This window comes from Cetobacterium sp. 2G large (genome assembly GCF_014250655.1).
Classification (GTDB): domain Bacteria; phylum Fusobacteriota; class Fusobacteriia; order Fusobacteriales; family Fusobacteriaceae; genus Cetobacterium_A; species Cetobacterium_A somerae.
In genome coordinates this window covers 420,487-443,163 of sequence record NZ_JACHTH010000007.1, presented here as the reverse complement: position 1 = coordinate 443,163, position 22,677 = coordinate 420,487, and the positions used below count along the sequence as shown (strand labels likewise).

The 22,677-nt window shown below is 28.5% G+C and carries 17 protein-coding genes; 12 read left to right on the top strand and 5 right to left on the bottom strand.

Features of this window, described 5'->3' with window-relative positions; translation table 11 throughout:
* Positions 1-7: 7 nt before the first annotated feature.
* From H5J23_RS12605 to H5J23_RS12590, 4 genes are all read left to right on the top strand, one after another.
* The gene (locus H5J23_RS12605; protein WP_185892600.1) at positions 8-2,713 is read left to right on the top strand and encodes a glycosyl hydrolase family 18 protein; all 2,706 of its coding nucleotides are present in this window, start codon (positions 8-10) and stop codon (positions 2,711-2,713) included.
* A 75-nt stretch (positions 2,714-2,788) separates the two neighbouring features.
* Positions 2,789-4,552 (top strand): discoidin domain-containing protein, encoded by a 1,764-nt coding sequence (locus tag H5J23_RS12600; protein WP_185892599.1) that lies wholly within the window; start codon positions 2,789-2,791, stop codon positions 4,550-4,552.
* Between the two features lie 9 nt (positions 4,553-4,561).
* Positions 4,562-10,096, top strand: a complete 5,535-nt coding sequence (locus H5J23_RS12595) for a discoidin domain-containing protein (protein WP_185892598.1) — start codon at positions 4,562-4,564, stop codon at positions 10,094-10,096.
* A gap of 70 nt (positions 10,097-10,166) precedes the next feature.
* Positions 10,167-10,787: a MarC family protein gene (locus H5J23_RS12590; RefSeq protein ID WP_023050222.1), complete on the top strand. Its 621-nt coding sequence runs from the start codon at positions 10,167-10,169 to the stop codon at positions 10,785-10,787.
* Positions 10,788-10,819: 32 nt separating this feature from the next.
* On the opposite strand, the gene H5J23_RS12585 is transcribed toward H5J23_RS12590, so the two are convergent.
* Positions 10,820-11,365: a helix-turn-helix domain-containing protein gene (locus H5J23_RS12585; RefSeq protein WP_023050223.1), complete on the bottom strand. Its 546-nt coding sequence runs from the start codon at positions 11,363-11,365 to the stop codon at positions 10,820-10,822.
* A gap of 139 nt (positions 11,366-11,504) precedes the next feature.
* On the opposite strand from H5J23_RS12585, the gene H5J23_RS12580 reads away from it, so the two are divergent.
* Positions 11,505-11,678, top strand: coding sequence for a (2Fe-2S)-binding protein (locus H5J23_RS12580; RefSeq protein WP_023050224.1), 174 nt, complete (start codon positions 11,505-11,507; stop codon positions 11,676-11,678).
* Between the two features lie 44 nt (positions 11,679-11,722).
* Here the strand turns inward: H5J23_RS12580 and H5J23_RS12575 are convergent, their stop codons facing one another.
* Positions 11,723-12,346: a hypothetical protein gene (locus H5J23_RS12575; protein ID WP_023050225.1), complete on the bottom strand. Its 624-nt coding sequence runs from the start codon at positions 12,344-12,346 to the stop codon at positions 11,723-11,725.
* Positions 12,347-12,512: 166 nt separating this feature from the next.
* Between H5J23_RS12575 and H5J23_RS12570 the strand changes: the two genes are divergently transcribed.
* The 3 genes from H5J23_RS12570 (at position 12,513) to H5J23_RS12560 (ending at position 15,189) form a co-directional block, all read left to right on the top strand.
* Entirely contained in the window at positions 12,513-13,544 is a 1,032-nt protein-coding gene (locus tag H5J23_RS12570; protein WP_185892597.1) for a hypothetical protein, read from the top strand.
* 89 nt (positions 13,545-13,633) lie between these two features.
* Entirely contained in the window at positions 13,634-14,593 is a 960-nt protein-coding gene (locus tag H5J23_RS12565) for a BMP family protein (RefSeq protein WP_023050227.1), read from the top strand.
* Between the two features lie 2 nt (positions 14,594-14,595).
* Positions 14,596-15,189 (top strand): NAD(P)H-dependent oxidoreductase, encoded by a 594-nt coding sequence (locus H5J23_RS12560; RefSeq protein ID WP_185892596.1) that lies wholly within the window; start codon positions 14,596-14,598, stop codon positions 15,187-15,189.
* 49 nt (positions 15,190-15,238) lie between these two features.
* On the opposite strand, the gene H5J23_RS12555 is transcribed toward H5J23_RS12560, so the two are convergent.
* The 3 genes from H5J23_RS12555 to H5J23_RS12545 form a co-directional block, all read right to left on the bottom strand.
* Entirely contained in the window at positions 15,239-15,406 is a 168-nt protein-coding gene (locus H5J23_RS12555; RefSeq protein WP_023050229.1) for a hypothetical protein, read from the bottom strand.
* A 79-nt stretch (positions 15,407-15,485) separates the two neighbouring features.
* Positions 15,486-16,541 carry a DNA polymerase IV gene (dinB, locus tag H5J23_RS12550; RefSeq protein WP_023050230.1) on the bottom strand — a complete coding sequence of 352 codons (1,056 nt, stop codon included), beginning with the start codon at positions 16,539-16,541 and terminating at the stop codon, positions 15,486-15,488.
* 489 nt (positions 16,542-17,030) lie between these two features.
* On the bottom strand, positions 17,031-18,461 hold the full coding sequence (locus H5J23_RS12545; RefSeq protein ID WP_185892595.1) for a multicopper oxidase family protein: 1,431 nt from the start codon (positions 18,459-18,461) through the stop codon (positions 17,031-17,033).
* A gap of 399 nt (positions 18,462-18,860) precedes the next feature.
* On the opposite strand from H5J23_RS12545, the gene H5J23_RS12540 reads away from it, so the two are divergent.
* The 4 genes from H5J23_RS12540 (at position 18,861) to H5J23_RS12525 (ending at position 22,676) form a co-directional block, all read left to right on the top strand.
* Positions 18,861-19,079, top strand: a complete 219-nt coding sequence (locus H5J23_RS12540) for a hypothetical protein (protein ID WP_185892594.1) — start codon at positions 18,861-18,863, stop codon at positions 19,077-19,079.
* A gap of 119 nt (positions 19,080-19,198) precedes the next feature.
* Positions 19,199-19,402 carry a glutaredoxin domain-containing protein gene (locus H5J23_RS12535; protein WP_040407611.1) on the top strand — a complete coding sequence of 68 codons (204 nt, stop codon included), beginning with the start codon at positions 19,199-19,201 and terminating at the stop codon, positions 19,400-19,402.
* Positions 19,403-21,649 carry a ribonucleoside-diphosphate reductase subunit alpha gene (locus tag H5J23_RS12530; RefSeq protein WP_185892593.1) on the top strand — a complete coding sequence of 749 codons (2,247 nt, stop codon included), beginning with the start codon at positions 19,403-19,405 and terminating at the stop codon, positions 21,647-21,649.
* The gene (locus tag H5J23_RS12525; protein WP_040407639.1) at positions 21,642-22,676 is read left to right on the top strand and encodes a ribonucleotide-diphosphate reductase subunit beta; all 1,035 of its coding nucleotides are present in this window, start codon (positions 21,642-21,644) and stop codon (positions 22,674-22,676) included. The genes H5J23_RS12530 and H5J23_RS12525 overlap by 8 nt, the downstream gene beginning before the upstream one ends.
* Position 22,677 lies beyond the last annotated feature (1 nt).

The window sequence follows — 22,677 nt, the reverse complement described above, 5'->3', positions numbered from 1 at the left end:
ACTGCAAATGAAAAAAACGAATAATGATTTATTTCCTGTTATAGACAGAGAACAAGAATTTCAAAAAATATATAATAATACAATAGAAAAAGTTAATTTTATAAATAGCAAATATTCAACAATACATGATGGAGTAGCTTGTGAAGAGTTAGATCCAATGATTGAAAAAATGAATAATTTTGTATTAAACCTTAGTAGAGTAACAAAATTAGAAGAGTATCTTTCATTTAAGTTATTAGTACAAAATATTTTAAAATTATTAGGAGAGTGTAACCATGGAGAGGTATTACCACCTATTCCTGAGTTAGAGCCTACAGTAATTAACGCTATTTTAAAAAACATAAACAAAAATTTAACTGGAGAGTTAACATTAGGTGAAAATGCTCATTTAATAACTTCAGTGGAGTATGAATTATATAAAAATAATACAAGAGTAGAAAAAATAACAACAAACTCAGGAGTTCAAGTTGCAAATTTTGCATCAACTACACCGGGAACATATCAGTTTATAGCAAAATACTATTGGGCTGATAAGTTTAAACAAATTACATCAAATACTGTTATAGTAGAAGAGGATGTAGTAATTCCACCTCCAGTAGAAGGAGATTTTCCAACAAATTTACCATACTCAAACTTATGGGCACACACAGTAACAACAAATGGAAACTATGAAATAACACTTAATAATACTTGGGGAGTTATAGATAGTAAAATAGCTGTTTATTTAGATGGAGAATTAGTAGAAGTATTACCAACAAACTTTACAGCTGGAAATAAAGGGTCTGCTAAAAATATTGTACCAACTTCTAAGTATCCTTCAAATAAGGATTTAAAATTTGTTTATAGAGTTACTTATGTAAGAGATGAAAAGACAAATGATAAAGTTGTAGTTTATTATAAAAGTACAACAGGTACAATAGAAATAGCAACTCCAGATGGAGGAGTAAAATATTGTAAATATCCAGAATGGAATTCGGAAATTGAGTATGGTGCAGCTACAAATAAGATAGTATTTTATCAGGGATTCCATTTTAGACATACAGGATGGGCAACTAAAGGAGATGCTCCAAAATTAAATGGAGATTGGTCACCATGGACAAAATTATCAGCTGGTGAAGAGTCACAAATTGGTTGTCCTGGAAATCATTTAATGGATTCAGCAGGGACAAAACCAAATGCTCATTTAGAGCCAATGAATATATCAGAAGTTGAAGGTTTAGGATCTCCAATGGAAAAGATGCATATAACTTATACTCCAGAGTGGGGAAAATGGGGAGGAAGAAAATATACTCCAAAAATAACTCCGTGGAATAAGATATCTCATATGCAATATGCCTTTATAGATGTAATTCCTGATTATACAGGAAAATTTAATACAGATAAAGATGATATATCACATTTAAAAAGATCTGCAGCAGACGCTCCAATTGGAACAAGTTTAAAAGTATCACCAAATATATTTGATCCAGGTGCAGCATTCTCAGCTTATGGTGGAACAAATGCATTTATGACTGAATATAATGAAATGGCAAGAAAATATCCATATGTTAAACCAATAGCTTCATTAGGTGGATGGTCAAGATCAGCATTCTTTAGAGACGCAGCTCAGCCAGATAAAATAAATCATTTTGTTAAAAGATGTATCGACTTTATAAGAGAGTTCAATTTTGTTGGAGTAGATATTGACTGGGAATTCCCTTGTGATAGAAGAGATGGAGATTTAGTTGATAGTCCAAACGATTTAGGAAGTCCAAGAGCAACAGACGATGAAGAAGTACTGTTCACTAACTTAATGAAAGCATTAAGAGGGGCTTTAGATAAAGCAGGACAAGAGGATGGAAAATATTATTTCTTGTCATGTGCTATAGTATCAGGAAAAAAACATATTCAAAAAAGTGGAATAGGAGTATGGCATCCAGCTTGTGACTTTATTAGTTATATGACTTATGATGTACATGGAGCTTTTGATCCAATAACAAACCATCAATCATATTTATTCCAAAACTCAAATGAACCATCATCAGAAACAAATCCAAATGGAAATGCATTTGCAATAGCAGATTTAATTGAATTTGTTACAAAAACATATGGAGTACCAGTTAGCAAAATAACTGTAGGATCGCCATTTTACTCAAGAGGATGGTCTGGAATATTTAAACCGACTTCAGGATGGTTAAACCCAAATACACCAGGATTATATGCTAGAACAAATATAGATGCCTCAACAAATGGAGCGAAGGGATGTTCAGCTCCAGGAACAATGGATGGAGGAAGAGGTGCAGGAGTTTTACCTCTACATCACTTAAATAAGTTAATAAAAGGTGAAAATGTATCAGTAAGAACTTTAGATATGAACGGACCAGCTAATCCACATGCAGGAACAATATTAAAAGGTTCAGACTTCCAATATTACTATGATGAAGCAGCACAAGCTCCATACCTATATAATCAGAATGCAGGAATTTTCTATACATTTGAAGATGAAAGATCAGTTGAGACAAAGTGTCAATGGGTTGTTGATAATAACTTAGCAGGATTAATTTCGTGGGATATAGCTATGGATGATTACGGTATTGATATGCATAGTTCAGAAGCAACATCATCTTATCCAACATTATATCAAGCAGAGCATTTATTAACATCAGTAATATTCGACAAATTTAAAGCAAATTCATTAAGATTAAACTATTTAAATAAAATAGCTAGAAGATAAATAAATCATAATAAAACATAAAGGGGAGGTAACTCCCCTTTAATTATATAAAAATTAAAAAAAGGGAGTTTAAATATGGAAAGAGATGGAAGTATATTTGATCTTGTTGATAAAAATGGTATCACTGCGTCTTCTAGTGTATCTATTTGGAATGGAAATGGTCCTGATTTAACATTAGATGATAATGAAGATACATTATTTCACTCTAATCAATATTCTAATGGTGGATATGGGGATGTTTACTTTAAATTTGAAGAATCTAAAGTTATAAATAAAATAGAATTTTTAACAAGACATCCAAGTGCAAATAATGGAAGAGTTGATCAATATGAGATTCTTTATAAAAATAGTAATTTTGATGCAGATTGGATTTCTATTTATCAATCTGAAATAACTGAAGAGAAAGGTTGGAAAAACGCTAATTTTCAAGATGTATTAGTTTCAGAAGTTTGTATAAGAGTTCATAGAAGCTATGGAAACTGGATAGTAATGAACGATATAAAGTTTTATTCAAATACAGTTGTAGAAGATGATTTAAAGACTATTTTCGAATCATTAGATTGTCAGGCAGTAAAATCTCAAGTAAGATTAAAAAATATAACAGAGTTAAAAAATAGATATCAAGATAATTTAGAAATGGTAAATTTATTAGAAGTTGGAAAATATTTATGGCTTAATAATAATCAAGTAACTAGAAAAAAAGTTAAACTATTAGCTTCTAATCAAAATAGAGAAGAGTACTTTAATACTTTAAAAATAAAAAGTAGTTTACCTATAAAAACAGCAGAAATAGCTTTTAAAAGTAAAAAAGAGTATTTGATTATATCAAATGAAAATATTAATTTATATATTGTAGAGAGTTTTGAAAAATTAAGAGATAAAAAAATAGAGATAAAAAAAGGTTTAAATTCAATATATTTAAAAGAGGATACAACTGAAGTTTTCTTAGTTGATGATATAACTAAAAATATTGAGATGACAATATTTAATGCAGATGAGATAAAAAACTATTCTATTGGTAAAGTTAACTATAAAGAGTTTATAAAAGAGAATACAAACATTTTAGGATTAGTTGAAGGAAAGAATTTTATTTGCCAATTAAATAGAGAAGAGATAAAAGATAGTTATAATGAATTTGATTTTTTACAAGGTGTTGAAAACTTGGATGCTATTTTAAATTATATATATTTTTTATTAAATAGAAATGAATATTATCATGTGTCACCATTTAAAAGAGTTTTAATTCAAGGGATAAACAATAATCTTGTTGAGCAAAAAAGTACACAAGATGGAAGCTATACAACTTTTGGTGGAATGTCTAGATTAATGTTTAATAAATTAATTGAAGAGTTAGCAAATCCAAATTTTTGTAGAGTAATAGCAAAAGATTTTATTGGGGAAGTAAATACAAATATAGAACTTCAAGAGTTATTAACATTCTTATTAACAAAAGAGCTTGAATTTAGATATTCAAGAGTAATGATAATTCCTGAGGATATTCAAAAAGCTTTGTGGATTAAATTAAGACTGTTTTTTAATAGTGATAGATTTTTACCAAATATATATAAGAAAATTCAAGAAACTGATTTGAGTGGAATACAGAATCAATTGGAAAAAGTTATTTTATGGGTAGTAGAGATACTACAAAGAGATGTATCTAAGTATTTTGTAGAGAATGGATACGAAATTTCAAGTGAGATATTATCTAAGTGTAATGAATATCCAGAATTAGCTATTGACTTAAATGAAGTTAATTTTTCAAATTATAAAGAGTTGATAGAAGAGGAAATATCTATAATAAATGAGAATTACAAGAGAAGTATAGAAGGAAATATTTAAGGGGGAAAAATGAGTTCAGAAATAACTTTCATTAGAAATGGAAATGCTCCTAGTAGTAATAATTTTAATTTAAAATTAAGCTCAAACTCTATAATAAAAAATTTAATAATAGAAAGTCAAAATAATATATTTCCAGAAGAATTAAATTTAGAATTTAAAGATTTTATAGGAAATGATATAGCATTAAGAGCTAAAAGATTAAGAGAGATGGGAAATATACAGGAGTGGGAAGTGGATCCAATTTTAACAGACTTGGTAAAAGTTAAGATTGGTGAGTCAGAAGCATCAATAATTAATGTAACTCCAGTTTTAACAGATATAAAACCATATTATGCTCAAAGTGATATTGATACAAGAATACCTCAAAGTGATTTTGAAATAACTAGAGTTGACAATGGAATAGAAGTTGAATTAAAAAATAGTAAAATAATTGATAGAATAAAATTAAAAAGAGAGCTTATGAATTTAGAAATATTCTATAGTCCAGGAGAGGGGCAAAGTTGGATATCTTTAACAAATATTCCAATTAGTGGAACATTAAAAATACACCCTGTAATGGTAAAGAAATTTTTATTAACAGGAGAGGGAAATACGCAACTTTCAAAAGAAGAAATTGAAATTTTTATGTTTAATTATTTAAGTGTAGAGATTGAAAATCTATTTTTAAATGATGAGTACACAGAGTTAAAGCCAGAAGTAACAATAGATTATATTGTTGAGTTGCAAAAAAAGACAAGCTTAACACAGGAGTATATAGATAAACTATCTACTGCTAGAGATATTCTAATAGGAGGAATGATGGGAGAAATTATTGAATATATAGGCAATGATTTTAAAGTAGTAGAGAGTTTTAATTTTCTAACTGAAGAAAATATATATCGTGTTAGAGCTAGTTATGTAGATAGATATGGGAATGAAAAAACTATAGAAACAGAGAATATTAGTGAAGACAAAATAGTAATGTTTGAAAAATTTTATGCTAAAGATATAACTTTTACAATCTTTGCTTCAGCAGAGATAACAAATGTTCAAATAACAGAGATAGAGTTGAATCAAGATGAGTATTATGCTCAAAGTGATATAGATACAAGAGTTGATAAAAATAATTTATTAGCTAGTTCAGGATGTGGAGTCTATGGAGGTTTAGAAGCTGATAGAGCTATTGATGGAAATGAAGCAACAAACTTTCATAGTAATGCGTACACAGATATAGGATATGGAGATTTTTATATAAAGAACTCCTCTCCAAAAGTTATAGATAGAATAAACATTTTAACAAGACCAAATTCACTAGGAAGAATTGATAACTATAAAATTTTATATAAAGAGAGATCTACAGAAGAGTGGCTAGAAATAGGAGAATCTATAAATGAAGGTATATCTGGAAATTGGAGAAATGTAAAATTTAATCCAGTATTAGCATCAGAAGTATGTATCAGAGTTACAAAATCTAATGATAACTTTGTAATAATTTATGAAATGGATATTTTTAAATACAATAAGTTAAGTGATATGTTAAGAGATTTATTTATTGATGATGAATGCACTCAATTAAAAGAATCTGTTACATTAGAACAGCTTGATGAAATTGAATCTCATTTAGGAATAACAGAAGAGTATATAAATTTATTTAGAGAAGCAAAAACATTATATATAAACAGATTGTTACCTCATAAGTTTGAGATAGAAATAGAAAAGAAAAGTGTAATTAAAACATTAAGATTAACAGATATAGGTAGAGTTTTAAAAGGTGAAATAAGATATACAGATAGTCATGAATATGAAAAATTATCTAATTCAGTAGAGATATCTACAATTGGATTAGAAACAGTTTTAGAATTTGAAAATATTTATTCAAAGAATTTTGAACTATCTTTATATGGAGCAATAGAGCAAGGTAGTGAATTTAACATAGAAGTTGTGGAGATTCCACAAGATGAATTTTATGCAAGTGAAGATATAGATGTAAGAGTTGATAAAACAACAATGCTAGCAAAAAGTTTATGTGGACAATATTCAAATAATGCACCTAGATATGCTATAGATAATGATATAAATACCACTTTTCACAGTGCTGATTATAGAAGTTATGGAACAGGGGAGTATGGCGATTTTATTTTAGAATTAGATGCACCTAAGGTAATAAATAGAGTAAAATTTCAAACTAGACCGTCACATAACGGAAGAATAAAAGCTTATGAAATTTTATATAGAACAAAAAATAATGAAGAGTGGAAAAAAGTATTTGAACAGTTAACAGAGCAAAGTGGAGACTTTAGAGAAGCAGTATTTAAACCAGTATTAGCGTCAGAAATATGTATTAGAGTAACAAATGGACATAATTATTTTGTAGTTTTTTATGAAATTGATCTATTTAAATACAATACAATAGAGGAAAGAATTGCAAATCTTTTCACTGATGAAACTCAAAATATAATAAAAGATAGTATTACGTTAGAGGATATAGAAACTTTAGAGGAAGGATTAATAACTGAAAGTTATATAAATACTTTGAAGAAAGCTAAAGAGTTATATATTGAGTCGCTAATACCAGAAGAGTTTGAAATATCTTTAAATGAAGATACAATTTTAGATGAAATTCAATTTGTATGTGAGCAAAGAATATTAAAGGTATGTTTAGCATATGAAAACTCCTTAGGTGAAGAGAGAATAATAAGATGTAATCCTTTAATAGATGAAGAAAATGTAACTTTGAATTTTAGAAAAATTTTGACAAAAAAAGCTAAAATTTTAATATATGGAGCAGATAGAGTATATAAAATAAAAAATAATAGTTATATGTTATCTGAATTTTGTTTTAATGAGGATGTGGATACAAGAGTAAAATTTGAAGACTTACAAGTTTCTTCAAATACTGAGGATTCATCTTATCCATTGACGAATATGTTTGATGGAAATTTAGATACAAGATTTCATAGTAGAAACTACAGTGAATATGCTCAGATAAATTTAAAGTTAAATAGAGAGTACTTGATTGATAGATTAAGATTAATTAGCTTTAGAAGTAATACATCTGGATTAATAAATAGATTTAAAGTTTTAGTAAAAGATTTAAATCAAGAAAATGGATGGATTGAGTTTGGAACTTATAATGTAGATTCTTATAAAAATGAGTGGCTAATGGTAGAAAATAAGCCGTATTTAACTGATGAGATATGTATAAGAGTAGAGGATTCAGTTAATAAATGGGCTATAATTAATGAATTAGAACTGTTTATATATAATCTTCTAGAAGATGAGATTAATAACATTTTTGAAGATTATACTTTTGAAACTTTAAAATCTAATGCTGAATACGAAGATATTTTATCTTTAGAGAGAAGATGTAGTTTAACAGAAAGCTACAAAGAGAAAGTTAAAAAAGCAAAAGAAATCTATTTAAAAAGAATAGAACCTATATGTTTTGAGATAAAAAATAATAGCTATGAAGTACTAAATAAATTAGAGATTTTATTTAGAGAAGAGGCTGATTATATATATGATATAAGAGTATATTTCAAAAATAATTTTGGTCAGTTAGAGGAGATAGAGAAAAAAACAATAGATTCAAATGAAAATGGAAAGATAAATGTCCAATTTGCTGAGGTATTTACAGAGGAGATAAAGGTAGAAATTTACATAGATGAATATGAAAAGTGGAAAGTAAATTGTATTCATTTAGCTCAAGTGGAACAGGAAATATATTATAATTTAACAGATATTTCGAATAATTATCCAATAGAAAAAGTAGGGATTCAATCAACTTGTGGATATCCTGATGCAGTTGTTTCAATGGTTGATGGTGATATAAATACTTACTACCATTCACAGGGATTAGGTGAAATATTCTTTACTTTTGAAGAGAAAAAGGTTATAGAAAACTTTACATTTATTTCAAGACACGCTAACGGCTCTAATGGAGTGGTTTACAAAGCGACATTATACTTTAGAAATGAGGAAAATGGAAGTTGGAAGTTATTACATATTCATGAAACAGATAGTCCAGTAAGGGGAGAAAATATAATCTCATTTAACCCAACATTAGTAAAAGAGATTTGTATTAAATTTGAAAGAACTCAAGCTAGTGTAGTAGTTCTTAATGATGTAAAGTTTACTATCTATAATAAATTAATTGAAAATATAGGAAATTTATTTGAAGATAAAGTTTTATACAAATCTTTAAGTAGAGGAGTAAAATTATCTACTATAGAAAAATTTAAAGAAAAAGTATCTACAAATAAGGGATTATTGGCTAAACTTTATATAGCAGAATCTATTTTGAAAAATAAAAATGAGTTACCTTTTGAAACTTATAAAATAAAAAGCATACCTCAAGATACTAACTATTATTTTGGACCGTTAAAAACAAACGGAACTGGAGATATTTCATTGACACCGTATTATATACTTCCAGATAGAGATTATGCATTTATATGTAGTAAAGATTTAAATGCACATATAATTTTAAGAGAAAACAAACCTCAAGCAGAGCATTCGTTCTTATTAAAGAAGGGGTTAAATATAATTAACTTAGGTGAGTTAACAGGACAATTAGTTTTAACAGGAAGTAGAAAAGAGGAAATAGAGTTATACTCTTTAAATGAAAAAAATGCACTAATTTATAGATATGGAATTACAAAAGAGGAAGAGTTTTATAAAACTCCGGATAACACAACATTAATAGAAAATAGAGATGGCGTAAAATTAAATTCAAACTTAGCTTATGTAGAGGGAAGAAACTTTATAGGAGCAGTAAAGTTTGATTGGCTAAAAAGCAATATTGCAGAAGGAACATTAAATCAAAGAATAGAGATTACAGATGAGTTTTTAGATTTTCTTTATTATATAGATAATTTGAACTCTCATTTTAATAATTCCATTCCATACAAAAGAGTAATGTGGATAGGAGTAAGTGAAAATAATCCTCATGCAGGAGGATCTTTTGTAGGAGGATATACAGCTTATAGTGGTGGAAGCCATGATATATTGAAACCAAATTTGAGAGATTTTGCATCAGCATGGGTTGTGGGTCATGAAGTTGGACATGAGATGGATGTAAATAATTATCACATGGGATTATTTGGAGAAGTAAGTAATAACTGGTATGCTAATGAAGCAAGAGTTGAATACACAGATAGTATAAGAAGTAACGTATATGATGGGATGATAGAGCTTCAAACTAGCAATCAAAGTATCTCAGAGATGGGTCTTTTTGTAAGATTAGCATTTTGGTATAAATTTAGGTTATATTATGGAGAGGGAGATTTCTTTGTAAAAATGCATAAGTATATGCAAACTATTGAAACAAGCACTATTGAAGATATTTCAGGTAAATTAGCTACTTATGTAACTAAAATAGTAAAAAGAGATGCAAGTGACTATTTCATAAAGCATGGATTTACACTAACTCAAGAAGCAATAGACTATTGTAATACTTATCCTAAATTTACAAAAGATATAGCTTTAATAAACTGGGATAATCAAAATGAGTTTAGAGAAGAGGAAAAAAGAACATTTAACAGTAATTATAGAAATAATATATAAAAAACTTTACTTTGTTAATTTATTTATATATTATAGTGTGTAAATAAATTAAAGAGGAGATTAGTAAAGTATGGGAAAAGAGTTTGTTATAGATATAATGACATATGTTCTTACGATTATTGGAATTTTAAATCCATTTGGAAATGTGCCATTATTTATGACATTAACAAAGGATCAAAATCCTGAAATAAGAAAAAAGATGTATAATGCTATTGTTATTTCTGGTTTTGGAATTGTAACAGGTTTTATAGTTGCTGGAGATTTTTTCATGAATTATCTGTATAAAATAGGGATGAATGAATTAAGAGTGGCAGGAGGAATGATACTAGTTGTAGTTGCTTTTAGAAACCTATTAGGTTTGGGAGCATCTAAAGAGAGTTCGGGAAATGTAATGTCTGAAAAAGATGCTATACGGTATGCAATAACACCACTAACTTTTCCTATGCTTGTGGGGCCTGGAACAATATCAACTGTGATGATTATTCATAAAGAAGCAGGTCTAATAATATCTGTAGGAGCTGTTGCAGTTACTTTTTTAATAATGAAGTTTTTATTTAGTATTTCAGATTGGTTAGATAAAGTTTTAGGAGAGGTTGTTTTATTTGTACTATCAAGAGTAATGCAAATATTTATAATGTCTGCAGGTGTAAAACTAGTATCAAACGGAATAAAAGGAATATTTTTAGGATAAAAATAGGAGAGCTTAGCTCTCCTATTTTTTATTTAAATTGTAACAGCAAAAATTATTTTTGTATGTTTTGAAGTGAAATTTTCCCAACTATGTTTAACAAATTTTTCAATTTTAATACTATCTCCTTGGAAAAGAACATATGATTCGTTATCTAAGTGCAGTTTAACTTCACCTTCTAGTACAAATGCGACCTCTTGACCTTCGTGGCCAATTTCTTTTTCTTTAGAGGATGAATATGGTTCTAAATTTAAAATCATAAATTCAACTTGTGTCTGAGGTTCAGGACTTAAAATTTCATAAGAAACACCTTCACTTTTAGAGGGTTTAATAACTTTTCTTTCTTGAGCCCTAACTATATGTACTTTTTTTAAAGTTTCTTCTAAAAAAAATTTATAAAGTGGTATATTTAGGGCTTTAGATAGACCTTTTAATGTATTGATAGATGGATTTGTAATCCCTTTTTCAATTTGACTTAAAAGAGCAGATGTAGAGTTTATCATTTCTGCTAATTCTTTTAAACTTAATTTTTGGTCAGTTCTAAATTTTTTTATTTTTAATCCTAAATTGATTTCGTTCATTTTAAATATCTCCTAAATATAATTTGCTATATTAAAGTATAACTTATTTTAGCTTTATTTGCAAAAATTAGACTAAATAAAAATATTGCAAATACTATACAAATGTAGTATAATTTAAAAAAAGCATTGGAGGTTAAAGATGTCTGAAAATACAATGATTTGTTATTGCAAAGGAGTTACTTTAGGAAAAGTTTTAGCTGCAATAGAAAATGGAGCTACTACATTAGTAGAAGTAATAGATACAACAGGTGCAGGTTCAGCTTGCGGAAGATGTGTCGATAGAATAGAAGCAATAATTGAAGAGAAAAAATAAAAAATAAGCTCTATCATGTTTAATGATAGAGCTCTTTTTGTATTTTACCACATAGAAGGAGTTGCAGTATATTGACCTGTTTGAGAATTCTCTTCAACATTAAGATAAACAACTTGATTTGAATTAGCATTAACATAGTTTGAAATAGCAGATACTAAATAAGGAAAACTACTTCTAGGATCACTATTGTCACTTTTTAAGCTTCCAACAACTTGCCAAACTGCACTATTATTTTTAGTGAAAGCTGAAAGCTCTAATCTTTTAACAAAATATGTAGAAGCACTTATAGAATTCATCCACATATCTCCATAGAATCCATTATATATACCTCCATAAGGACCATTCCACCATGGATTTACAGGAGCTGGATATGATTCGATTGAAGTGTAAGGGCCTTTAATTTTATAGTTGTAAACTATATTATATAAAGCGTTTTTTTGATTAAAGGTTCGAGTATATCCTTTATTTTGTAACATATTTTGTAAAATAACTTCAAATGATTGTTGTTGAAGTTGTAACCCAGGAGTGTTTGTAGAAAGATAATATGTACCTCCATAAGCTTGCATAGTTGAGTATGAATCAACGGCAACAACTCGACTATCTAAGGCACTACACCCTTGAAGTAAAAGCATTAAAAAAGAAAATAAAATAGAAATTTTTTTTATCATAAAATTTAACCTCCTATAAGGAATAATTATAATTTTTATTCGAAAAAAAAGAGTAATTCCTTTTAAAAAGAAAAACAAATAAATTTTTTAAAAGGAAAAAGAATTAATTCTTTGTATACTTAAGCTGAAAATGGAAAAAAACATGGTTTATTATGGGAGGTAAATTATGAAAAAATTATTTTTAAAAACACTTATAGGATCACTACTTATTGCAGGAGCATCTTATGCAGAGGAGTTCACACCTAATGGTAGTTTAGGATTTACTCAAACTTTTTATGGAAATGCAGGAAAATATAAAACTGAATCTTCACATCCATCAGCTGTTTTAAGTTATAATTTCGCAAAAGATTGGAACATAAGTTTACAGTGGGATAGAGTTTGGAATATGTATGATTACAATGGTGGAGAGAATCAACAGGATAATAACTTTAGTGGACCGAAAGCAACATTAAGTTATGATCATGGAATGATAGAAAACTCAAAAATTAAATGGACTTCATCTTTAATGGTAGAAAATGAAGCTGAGTTTAATGGAACAAATCAAACTTATGTATTTGCTCAAACAGCATTTGATTTTTCTGAATACATTCCAAAAGGACAGTATGTTCAAGCAACACAATTTGCAATATCACCAATGTATATTTATGGATGGAGTACAAAAGGACCAGCAGGACACGTTAATACAGGAATTTTAAGTTTATTAACAAATTGGCAATTACCAGCTGACTTTACATTTACATTTAATGCATATGCATTTAAAGAGTGGTATAATGGAAGTTTTGAAATATCAGACTATAGCGGAGAGAATAGCTATAATTCAGCAAATTACTTTATGGTTTTAGCTTGGTTAGGTTACTCAAAAGAGTTATATAAATTTAATAATCAAACATCATTAGCATTTAACTTTACTGGAGGATTTGATCCATACATTTCATCTAATAGAAGTGCTGTATGGGATCCGTTCATAGTGGGAAATCAAATGTATGAGTGGTTAGGACCAGCAGTAGATAGTGGAAATAACAAGAATAGTTATGCAGTATTTGCTTTACCTCAATTAGAACTAACTTATAATTATACAGATGATTTATCATTCTCTGTTTTTGCACAAGTTAAATATTCAAACCAAGTTTGGGGAGATACAGAAAAAGATTGGAAACTACAACCACAAGGTGGAGTTAGTGTAACATACGATTTCTAATATATTTTTAATAGATAAAGAGCTATCAAAGGTAGCTCTTTTTTTAGTTTTGATATATAATAAAAAATATAAAATTGGGGAGGTTTTTAATGAAAAAGATTAATAGTATCATTATGTTTTTACTTTTATCTGTAACAATTTTAGCAGCACCATTAAAAGTTGGATTGATTTTAGCTATGGGAGGATTAGGTGATAAATCTTTTAATGATTCGGCTTATGCAGGGCTTTTAAAAGCACAAAAAGATTTTAATGTTGAGGTAAAATATGTAGAACCAAACTCTTGGATGGAAGATGCTTATTTTCTAGAGGAGTATTCTCAGAATGGGTTTGATTTAATAATTGCAACATCTTATACTGCTCAAGATGCTATGGAAGATATTAGTTCTAAGTTTCCAAATACAAAGTATGCAATAGTTGATACAAGAGCTAAAGAGGGTGAGAACATTGCATCATTAGTTTTTGATGAAAGTGAGGGGTCATTTTTAGTTGGAGCTATTGCAGCTAAGATGAGTAAAACAGGAAAAGTAGGTTTTATAGGAGCGCTGGATATACCATTAATAAATAGATTTAAATCAGGATATGAGCAAGGAGCTAAATATGTAAATCCAAACATTTCTGTGATAACAACATATGTAGGTGGAGATGCTCCTTTTAGTGATCCTTTAAAAGGAAAGGAACATGCTTATTCTTTAGCAAATCAAGGAGTCGATGTTATATATCATGCTTCAGGAAATACTGGAATAGGGATTTTAGAGGGAGTAAAAGAAAAAGGAATTTATGGTATTGGGGTAGACTGTGATCAAGATGACATAGTAAAAGGGCAAGTTTTAACATCGATGTTAAAAAATGTAAATAATGCAATTTATAAAGTGATAGAAGACACTGTAAATGGAGAGTTTAAAGGTCAAGTATATAACTTTGGATTAAAAGAAAATGGTGTAGGAACTACTGATTTTAAATATACAAGACAGATTATTGGAAGTGAGAATATAAATTTTGTTGAAAATTTAAAAGCTGATATAATTTCTGGAAAAATAAAGGTGAATTAGTGATGGAAATACTTGTAATAGCGACACATCCAAATATTAAGGAATCTAGAGTTAATAAAGTTTGGATAGAAACTTTAAAAAAAGAGAACAATGTAATAGTTAGATTTTTAGATGAAATCTATGGAGAAGATAAAAAAATTAATGTGGAAAAAGAGAAAGATTTTCTAGAAAAATCTGAGAGGGTAGTGTTTCAATTTCCTTTTTATTGGTATAGTATGCCAGCCTTAATGAGAGAGTATTTTGATAGCGTACTCCAATTTGGATGGGCTTATGGGCCAAAGGGAGATGCCTTAAAAGGAAAAGAATTTTTAGTAGCTCTTTCTGTGGGAGCTCCGGAATATTCGTACATGGGTGGTAGTTACAATAATTTTACAATAACTGAGTTATTGAGACCGTTAGAAGCTACAGCAAATGCAGTACAAATGATTTATTTACCGTATTTTGCTCTTTTTGATATACCTAGATTATCTGATGAAGAAATTGAAGAGTCAGCAAAGAAATATATAAAGCATATAAATAATGAGGATATAAATCATAGAAAGTTTTTAGAGAGATTGAAAAAAGAGAATCAAGAAAGTAGTTTTATAGATTTATAAAAAAAGGTCACTTTTAGAGTGGCCTTTTTTCATAGTTTATTTACTTTTACTAATAACTTTGTTTGTCTAAAACAGGAGCTACAATAACTTCTTTTCCAACTACAACAGGCTCTACAACTACAACTTCTTCAACAACAGGCTCAGGCTGAGGTTCAGAACTAGAGCATCCAATGAAGAATAAACTAAAGAAAACACTTGCTAAAACAACTTTTTTCATAATTTTTGGCCTCCTTTGATATTTTGAATTAACATAATATACTGAGATTTAAAGAAACTTCTTTTTTTCTGAAAGAAAATTAATAAAGTTTTTCAAAAACAAGTTGTCTGCTAGAATGGTTTTCTAAGTTAGAAAAAGAAACACCGAGAAGTTTGATATTATTTACTAAATCTAAAGAACTTAAAATTTCATCGAGCATTCCTTTTAAAATTTCTTTATCATCACTAGGAATAAATCGAGTTTTAGATCTAGTTATAGTTTCTCTATTTTTAAACCGTACTTTTAAAGATACAGTTTTAGTGAGAAGTTTTTTTCTTTGAAGCCGATTATATGACCATTGGAAAAGAGCATCGATTTCTCGACTAATTTCCTCCTCTGAATCAAGTGGGATTCTAAATGTATTTTCGTTTCCAATAGAGTGAATAGCTCGATTGAATTCTACTTCACGATGATCAATTCCACGGCTATATGTGTAGAGCATTCCTCCACGAGAACTTCCATATTTTGCAATAAGTTCTTTTAAAGAAAATGGGTAGATATCTTTAACAAAATGAATATTATTTTTATTTAAAATTTTTTCAAATTGCTTTCCAACACCAGGAAGTTTACGAATATTTTTTTCTTTTATAAATTCAATGAACTCATCTTCATTATTAAAAATATATTGTCCACCAGGTTTGTTTATATCAGAAGCAATTTTAGCCGTTAATTTATTAGGACCAATTCCTACAGAACAAGTAAGTCCTGTAATTTCATGAATTCTTTTTCTAAAAGTGGTAGCAAAGCTTTCTTTTGATTGAAACCTTGAAATAATATCAGTTATATCAATAAATCCTTCATCGAGAGCTATAAATTCTACTTTGTGAGTAATTTTTAAAACGAGCTCATGAATAATTTTAGATTCATAAGCATATTTATCTTTATTTACAGGGAGGACAATGAGTTTAGGGCATAATCTTTTAGCATCTAAGGTATTCATTGCAGAATGGATGCCAAACTTACGAGCAGGATAACTAGCAGTTGTGACAACGCCACCAGCAACAACAATGGGCTTATCCTTATATTTGGGATTATCTCTAATCTCAATAGAAGCATAAAAAGCGTCCATATCGTAGTGCATTATTAATTTTCTCATATTTCCTCCTTTTGATTAATTTACTTTAATATAATACCTTCTTTAGTTAAATTTATCAATTATATTATTCTAAAAAATAATAAGAACCTCTGGGGGAAGAGGTTCTTATCTGGGGGGATTAAATTATTTACTACTTTTTAACACTTATTTATAATATTTAGACTGTGGATTTTATAAAAAAGTTTTAAAATCTATAAAATTTAAACTTTTAGTGAATTTTTGTTTCGAAATACTCTTTATTTCGTACTTTTTTTCTCAAAAAAAGTATATTGTTTTTTTTAAGCTTTTGGATTAAAATATAGTCTATTGCTTAATTAATTGATACTAATAAAAATAGAGTTGGATTTAGTTTGACTATATCGCATGTGCATTTTTTATTTTTAAATACACTTGAATTAAGTGATTTATAATTTCAATATTAAGCATTAAAGAGAGTAAGTTGGATTTAGTTTGACTATATCGCATGTGTACTCTCTTTTTTAGAGAAATTTAATTATTAATTTTAAATTGTCCCATCATTCCATCCTCTTCATGCTCGAGAATATGGCAATGATAAACTGTTATTCCATCAGTTGTATATGTTATCAATATTTTTACAGTATCACCAGCATTTAAATTTACAGTATCTTTCCATCCTTGTTCGTTTAAAGGAGGAATTTTTCCGTTTCTTTCAATCACTCTAAATTGTGCTCCATGGACATGGAAAGGATGGGGCATATCCATCATTTTTGAGCCATTTTTTATTTCCCAAATCTCTTGAATCCCTTTTTGTACATCAAAATTAAGTTTTTCCATATTGTAAGGAGTATTATTTATTGTATTACCTTTAGAAGTCGTTTTTAAAGTAAATGTTCTTGTTTTTAAGTCAGCTAAATTTTTTGTAATTTCAGGAATTTCTGCCAAAGTTTCAGGAATTTGTGTAAGTCCAGATTTTTTATTTTTTCTTAGTTCTAAAGCTTCTTTTCCGTTGATATAAAGGTATGATTTATTGTTTAATTTCTTTGAATCAACTAAAATTTCCCCTCTTTCACCTGGAGCTAAAGTTAATTTTTTCATAGAGACAGGTTTGCTTAATAAGCCCCCATCACTTGAAATTTGATAAAACTCTTGATCGTTTAAATCTATATCATAATTAGTGGCATTACTTCCATTTACAACTCTTAGTCTCATTAAACCATTTGGAATTTCAATATATGGAGAGATTATTCCATTTATCATTAAATAACCTCCACTTTTTCCATGAATTTTTTCCATATGGGTAGTTGAGTAAGTAAGTTCTCCATCTTTAGTAAGTTTTTTATCCTGTATAACAATTGGGAAATCATCAATTCCATAAGTTTTAGGTATTTTTAAACTTTCAGATTGTTCGTCCTCTAAATATATAAGACCAGCAAGTCCCTTATAAACCTGAGAGGCAGTTTTATGCATAGGATGAGGATGAAACCATAGTGTAGCTGCAGGTTGATTTAAAATAAATTCAACACTCTTTTGTGTATTTGGTTGGATATCTGCATTATGAACTCCATCAACATCTTGAGAAAGGATTCCACCGTGCCAGTGGACAGTTGTTTCTTCAGATAAATTATTTTTTATATTTATTTTTGTTTTTTCACCTTTTTTTAAAGACAATACAGGACCTAAAATAGGACCATTATATCCGTAAGTTTCAGTAAAGTTTCCATCGATAAATTCCCACTGACCTTTTGTCACATTTAAATCAAAAGTTCTAACTCCATTTTTAATTTCTCCTTTTAAAAGTGGGGGTATAAGTAGTGGTTTTTGAAACTCCTTAGTAAGAGTTGCTTGGTTAAAAGTTGTATTATGGCTATGGCCAGAAGAATGATTTATACTTCCTAGTGCTTGATTAGATATTGTAGCTAAAGTACCCAAAATGGTAATACTAATTAAAATTTTATTCATTATTTTCCTCCAAAATATACTTTTTTAATATAATATTATTTTAGATGATTTTTGTTACCAAATTATGTCAATATTACGAATATATTAGAAATTTTTACTAAACTCCAAAAAGATAAAACTATATATATTGATAGTTAAAATAAATACTATAATTCAAATAGTTATGTAAAATAAGTACTAAAACTAAGAGTCATATTTTTAAGAACAAAAGTCTATAAAAATGACTTCCTAATTTTAAATTTAAGAGGTATCTTTAAAAATTACCTGATTAGTATATAGGTTGTTAAAAAATGTAATGTGAAGTGATATAATAGGAAATAAAGCCTTTGAAAATATTGTATTACAAAAGAGGTTATAATATTAAAATAGTTAAAAAAGAGGTGGATTATGAGGATTTTTATGTCAATTTTGGTAAATATATTAATAGTTTTGTATCTTTTAAAAACTTCAGAAACAGGATATAACATATTAGAATTAATAAATGGAATAATTTTTACTTTTAGTTTTGGATTTGGAGTCCCAGTAGTTATAAGTGGAGTTTTAGCAGTTTTAATTTTATTAACTCCAGGGATTGTAGTATACTTTTTATGGAACTATTTAAAGAAAATTACAAAATAAAAACTACACTATTTTTATATAAAAAAATCATTGAAAAAATCTGTAAATTATGTAATAATACTAGATATAGTGAAAATAAAAGTAGAACTGCACAAGATGTTGTGTTTAGGAGGCATAGGATGATAAAGGTATTTGGAAAAGAAGATTGTAGTAAATGTGAGACTTTAAAGAAAATTTTAGATGATAAAGGTCTTGAATATGAGTATACTCAGGATTTAAAAACACTTATGATCGTAGCAAGTAAGGCTAGAATTATGAGTGCACCTGTTGTTGAAAAAGATGGAAAATACTATTCTATGGAAAGCTTCTTAGAGGTTTTATAAATGAGACAGGTTATAAATAGGGCTGGAATAAGAGAAAATTTAGATATAACAAAAATAAGAGAGAAACTTTTAAGAGCTTGTGATAACTTAGAAGTTAATATGGTTGAGTTAGAAAGTCATATAGAATCAATATATGCAGAGAATATAACAACAAAAAAAATTCAGGAATCTCTAATAAATCAAGCTGTTTCTATGACAAGTTTTGAAGAAAGTGACTGGACATATGTTGCAGGAAGACTTTTAATGATGGAAACAGAAAGAGAGGTTTTCCACAAAAGAGGATTCTCTTATGGTGAGTTTTATAAAAGTATAAAAACTTTAGTAGAGATTGGAATTTATGATAATAGACTTTTAGATTATACTACTGAAGAGGTTAAAGAGTTAGAGACAGCTATGGATATCTCTAGAGATATGATGTATGATTACGCTGGAGCAAATATGTTTGTAAATAGATATTTGTTGAAGTATGATGGAAAGATTTATGAGTTACCTCAAGAGGTATTTATGTGTATAGCGATGCTTTTAGCTATAAATGAGAAAGATAAGGTAGCTATAGCAAAAAGATTTTATGAAGCACTGTCACTAAAGAAAATATCTTTAGCTACTCCAATTTTAGCTAATTTAAGAGTACCAAATGGAAATCTATCATCATGCTTTATAACAGCTATGGATGATAATATAGAATCTATTTTCTATAACGTTGATACAGTTGCAAAAATTAGTAAAAATGGTGGTGGAGTAGGATTAAATATCTCTAGAATAAGAGCGAAGAACTCTATGGTAAATGGATATTATAACGCTAGTGGTGGAGTTGTACCTTGGGTAAAAATTATAAATGATACAGCAGTAGCTGTAAATCAACAGGGAAGAAGAGCTGGAGCGGTAACAGTAGCTTTAGATTCATGGCACCTAGATATTGAAACATTTTTAGAACTTCAAACAGAAAATGGAGATCAAAGAGGAAAAGCATATGATATCTATCCTCAAGTTGTTCTTTCAGATCTTTTTATGAGAAGAGTGGAAGAGGATTTGCCGTGGACTTTAGTTGACCCTTATGAAATTAGAAAAAAATATGGTGTTGAACTATGTGAAGTTTATGGAGAGAAATTTGAAGAGTTATACTTAACTATAGAAAAAGATGAAAACTTACAGTTAAGAAAAGTTATAAAGGCTAGAGAGTTATTTAAAGAGATTATGAAAGTTCAAATAGAAACAGGAATGCCATATATATTCTTTAAAGATAGAGCAAATCTAATGAATCACAATAGTCATGTGGGAATGATAGGAAATGGAAATCTATGTATGGAAAGTTTTTCTAACTTCTCACCAAGTGTAAACTTTAAAGAGGATACTGTTGGAGAAAATGGAGTTAGAACAACAAAATTAGGTGAAGTTCACACTTGTAACTTAGTTTCTATGAATTTAGCTGAGTTAGAAAGAACTGAGTTAGAAAATATTGTAGATATATCTGTTAGAATCCTTGATAATACAATTGATTTAACAAGAACTCCTATAAAAGAGTCAGATAAGCATAACTTAGCTTATAGAACAATTGGTGTTGGAGCTATGGGACTTGCAGACTATTTAGCAAGAGAGTTTATGATATATGATGAGTCATTAGAAGAGATAGATGAACTTTTCCAAGAGATAGCTATGTATAGTATAAAATCTTCAGCTCTTTTAGCAAAAGAGAGAGGAACTTATCCAATGTTTAAAGGTTCTTTATGGGATGAAGGAATATTTTTCCAAAAAAATAAAGATTGGTATATGGAAAATTCAAAGTTTGGAAAAGAGTGGGAAGAGGTATTTAATTTAGTTAAGATGTATGGATTAAGAAACGGTGAGTTAACAGCAGTTGCACCAAATACATCAACATCTTTACTTATGGGATCAACAGCATCTGTAAACCCTACGTTCTCTAGATTCTATATAGAGAAGAATCAAAAGGGTGCTGTTCCAAGAGTTGTTAAACATCTAAAAGATAGAGCTTGGTTCTATCCAGAGTTTAAAAATGTAAATCCTCAAACATATGTAAAAATAATGAGTAGAATAGGAAAATGGATAACTCAGGGAGTTTCTATGGAGCTTATTTTTGATTTAAATAAAGATATTAAAGCTAAAGATATATACGATACTTTTATGACAGCATGGAAAGAGGGATGTAAATCAGTTTATTATATAAGAACAATTCAAAAAAATACAAATATAATAAATGAAAAAGAGGAGTGTGAAAGCTGCAGTGGATAGAAAAAAACTTTTTAATCCTCTAGGAGATGATTCTTTATCAGAAAGAAAAGTGATAAAGGGAGATAGTACAAATATATTTAATTTGAATAATGTTAAATATCAATGGGCAAATCATCTTTATAGAACAATGATGGGAAACTTTTGGATTCCAGAAAAAATAGATTTAACTCAAGATAAAAACGATTATAAAAATTTAACTGATGAAGAGAAAGAGGCTTATGATGGAATACTTTCATTTCTAATATTTTTAGATAGTATTCAAACAAATAATATTCCAAATGTTTCAGATTATATAACTGCTCCAGAGATAAATTTGATTCTATCAATACAGACTTTCCAAGAAGCTATTCACTCTCAATCATATCAATATATAATTGAATCTATTCTACCAAAGGAGATTAGAAACTCAATATATGATAAATGGAGAGAGGATAAAGTTCTATTTGAAAGAAATAGTTACATAGCAAAAATATATCAAAGTTTCTTAGAAAATCCTAGTGATGAAAACTTTGCAAGAGTTATAATAGCTGACTATCTTTTAGAGGCTATATATTTCTACAATGGATTTAACTTCTTCTATCTTTTAGCAAGTAGAAATAGAATGATGGGAACTTCTGATATAATAAAACTTATCAATAGGGATGAGCTATCACATGTAGTTATATTCCAACAGTTAATAAGAGAGATTAAAAATGAAAATAAAGATTTCTTTAATGATGAATTAATATATGATATGTTTAAAAAAGCTGTGCAGCAAGAGATTAGCTGGACAAATCATATAATAGGAAATGGAATACTAGGTATAACAGAGGATACAACAGAGAGATATACAAAGTGGTTAGCTAATGAGAGATTAAAAGCTATAGGATTAAATCCAATTTATGAAGGATATGAAAAGAATCCTTATAGACATTTAGAAAAGTTTGCTGATACAGAGGGAGAAGGAAACGTAAAAGCTAACTTCTTCGAGGGAACAGTTACTAGTTATAACATGAGTTCATCTGTAGAGGGATGGGACGAATTTTAAA

Coding starts and splice junctions, on each gene's coding strand:
- H5J23_RS12570 (WP_185892597.1), top strand. CDS start 12,513: ATGAAAAAATTATTTTTAAAAACACTTATAGGATCACTACTTATTGCA.
- H5J23_RS12545 (WP_185892595.1), bottom strand. CDS start 18,461: ATGAATAAAATTTTAATTAGTATTACCATTTTGGGTACTTTAGCTACA.
- H5J23_RS12595 (WP_185892598.1), top strand. CDS start 4,562: ATGAGTTCAGAAATAACTTTCATTAGAAATGGAAATGCTCCTAGTAGT.
- H5J23_RS12530 (WP_185892593.1), top strand. CDS start 19,403: ATGAGACAGGTTATAAATAGGGCTGGAATAAGAGAAAATTTAGATATA.
- H5J23_RS12575 (WP_023050225.1), bottom strand. CDS start 12,346: ATGATAAAAAAAATTTCTATTTTATTTTCTTTTTTAATGCTTTTACTT.
- H5J23_RS12590 (WP_023050222.1), top strand. CDS start 10,167: ATGGGAAAAGAGTTTGTTATAGATATAATGACATATGTTCTTACGATT.
- dinB (WP_023050230.1), bottom strand. CDS start 16,541: ATGAGAAAATTAATAATGCACTACGATATGGACGCTTTTTATGCTTCT.
- H5J23_RS12565 (WP_023050227.1), top strand. CDS start 13,634: ATGAAAAAGATTAATAGTATCATTATGTTTTTACTTTTATCTGTAACA.
- H5J23_RS12605 (WP_185892600.1), top strand. CDS start 8: ATGAAAAAAACGAATAATGATTTATTTCCTGTTATAGACAGAGAACAA.
- H5J23_RS12540 (WP_185892594.1), top strand. CDS start 18,861: ATGTCAATTTTGGTAAATATATTAATAGTTTTGTATCTTTTAAAAACT.
- H5J23_RS12535 (WP_040407611.1), top strand. CDS start 19,199: ATGATAAAGGTATTTGGAAAAGAAGATTGTAGTAAATGTGAGACTTTA.
- H5J23_RS12600 (WP_185892599.1), top strand. CDS start 2,789: ATGGAAAGAGATGGAAGTATATTTGATCTTGTTGATAAAAATGGTATC.
- H5J23_RS12580 (WP_023050224.1), top strand. CDS start 11,505: ATGTCTGAAAATACAATGATTTGTTATTGCAAAGGAGTTACTTTAGGA.
- H5J23_RS12585 (WP_023050223.1), bottom strand. CDS start 11,365: ATGAACGAAATCAATTTAGGATTAAAAATAAAAAAATTTAGAACTGAC.
- H5J23_RS12555 (WP_023050229.1), bottom strand. CDS start 15,406: ATGAAAAAAGTTGTTTTAGCAAGTGTTTTCTTTAGTTTATTCTTCATT.
- H5J23_RS12560 (WP_185892596.1), top strand. CDS start 14,596: ATGGAAATACTTGTAATAGCGACACATCCAAATATTAAGGAATCTAGA.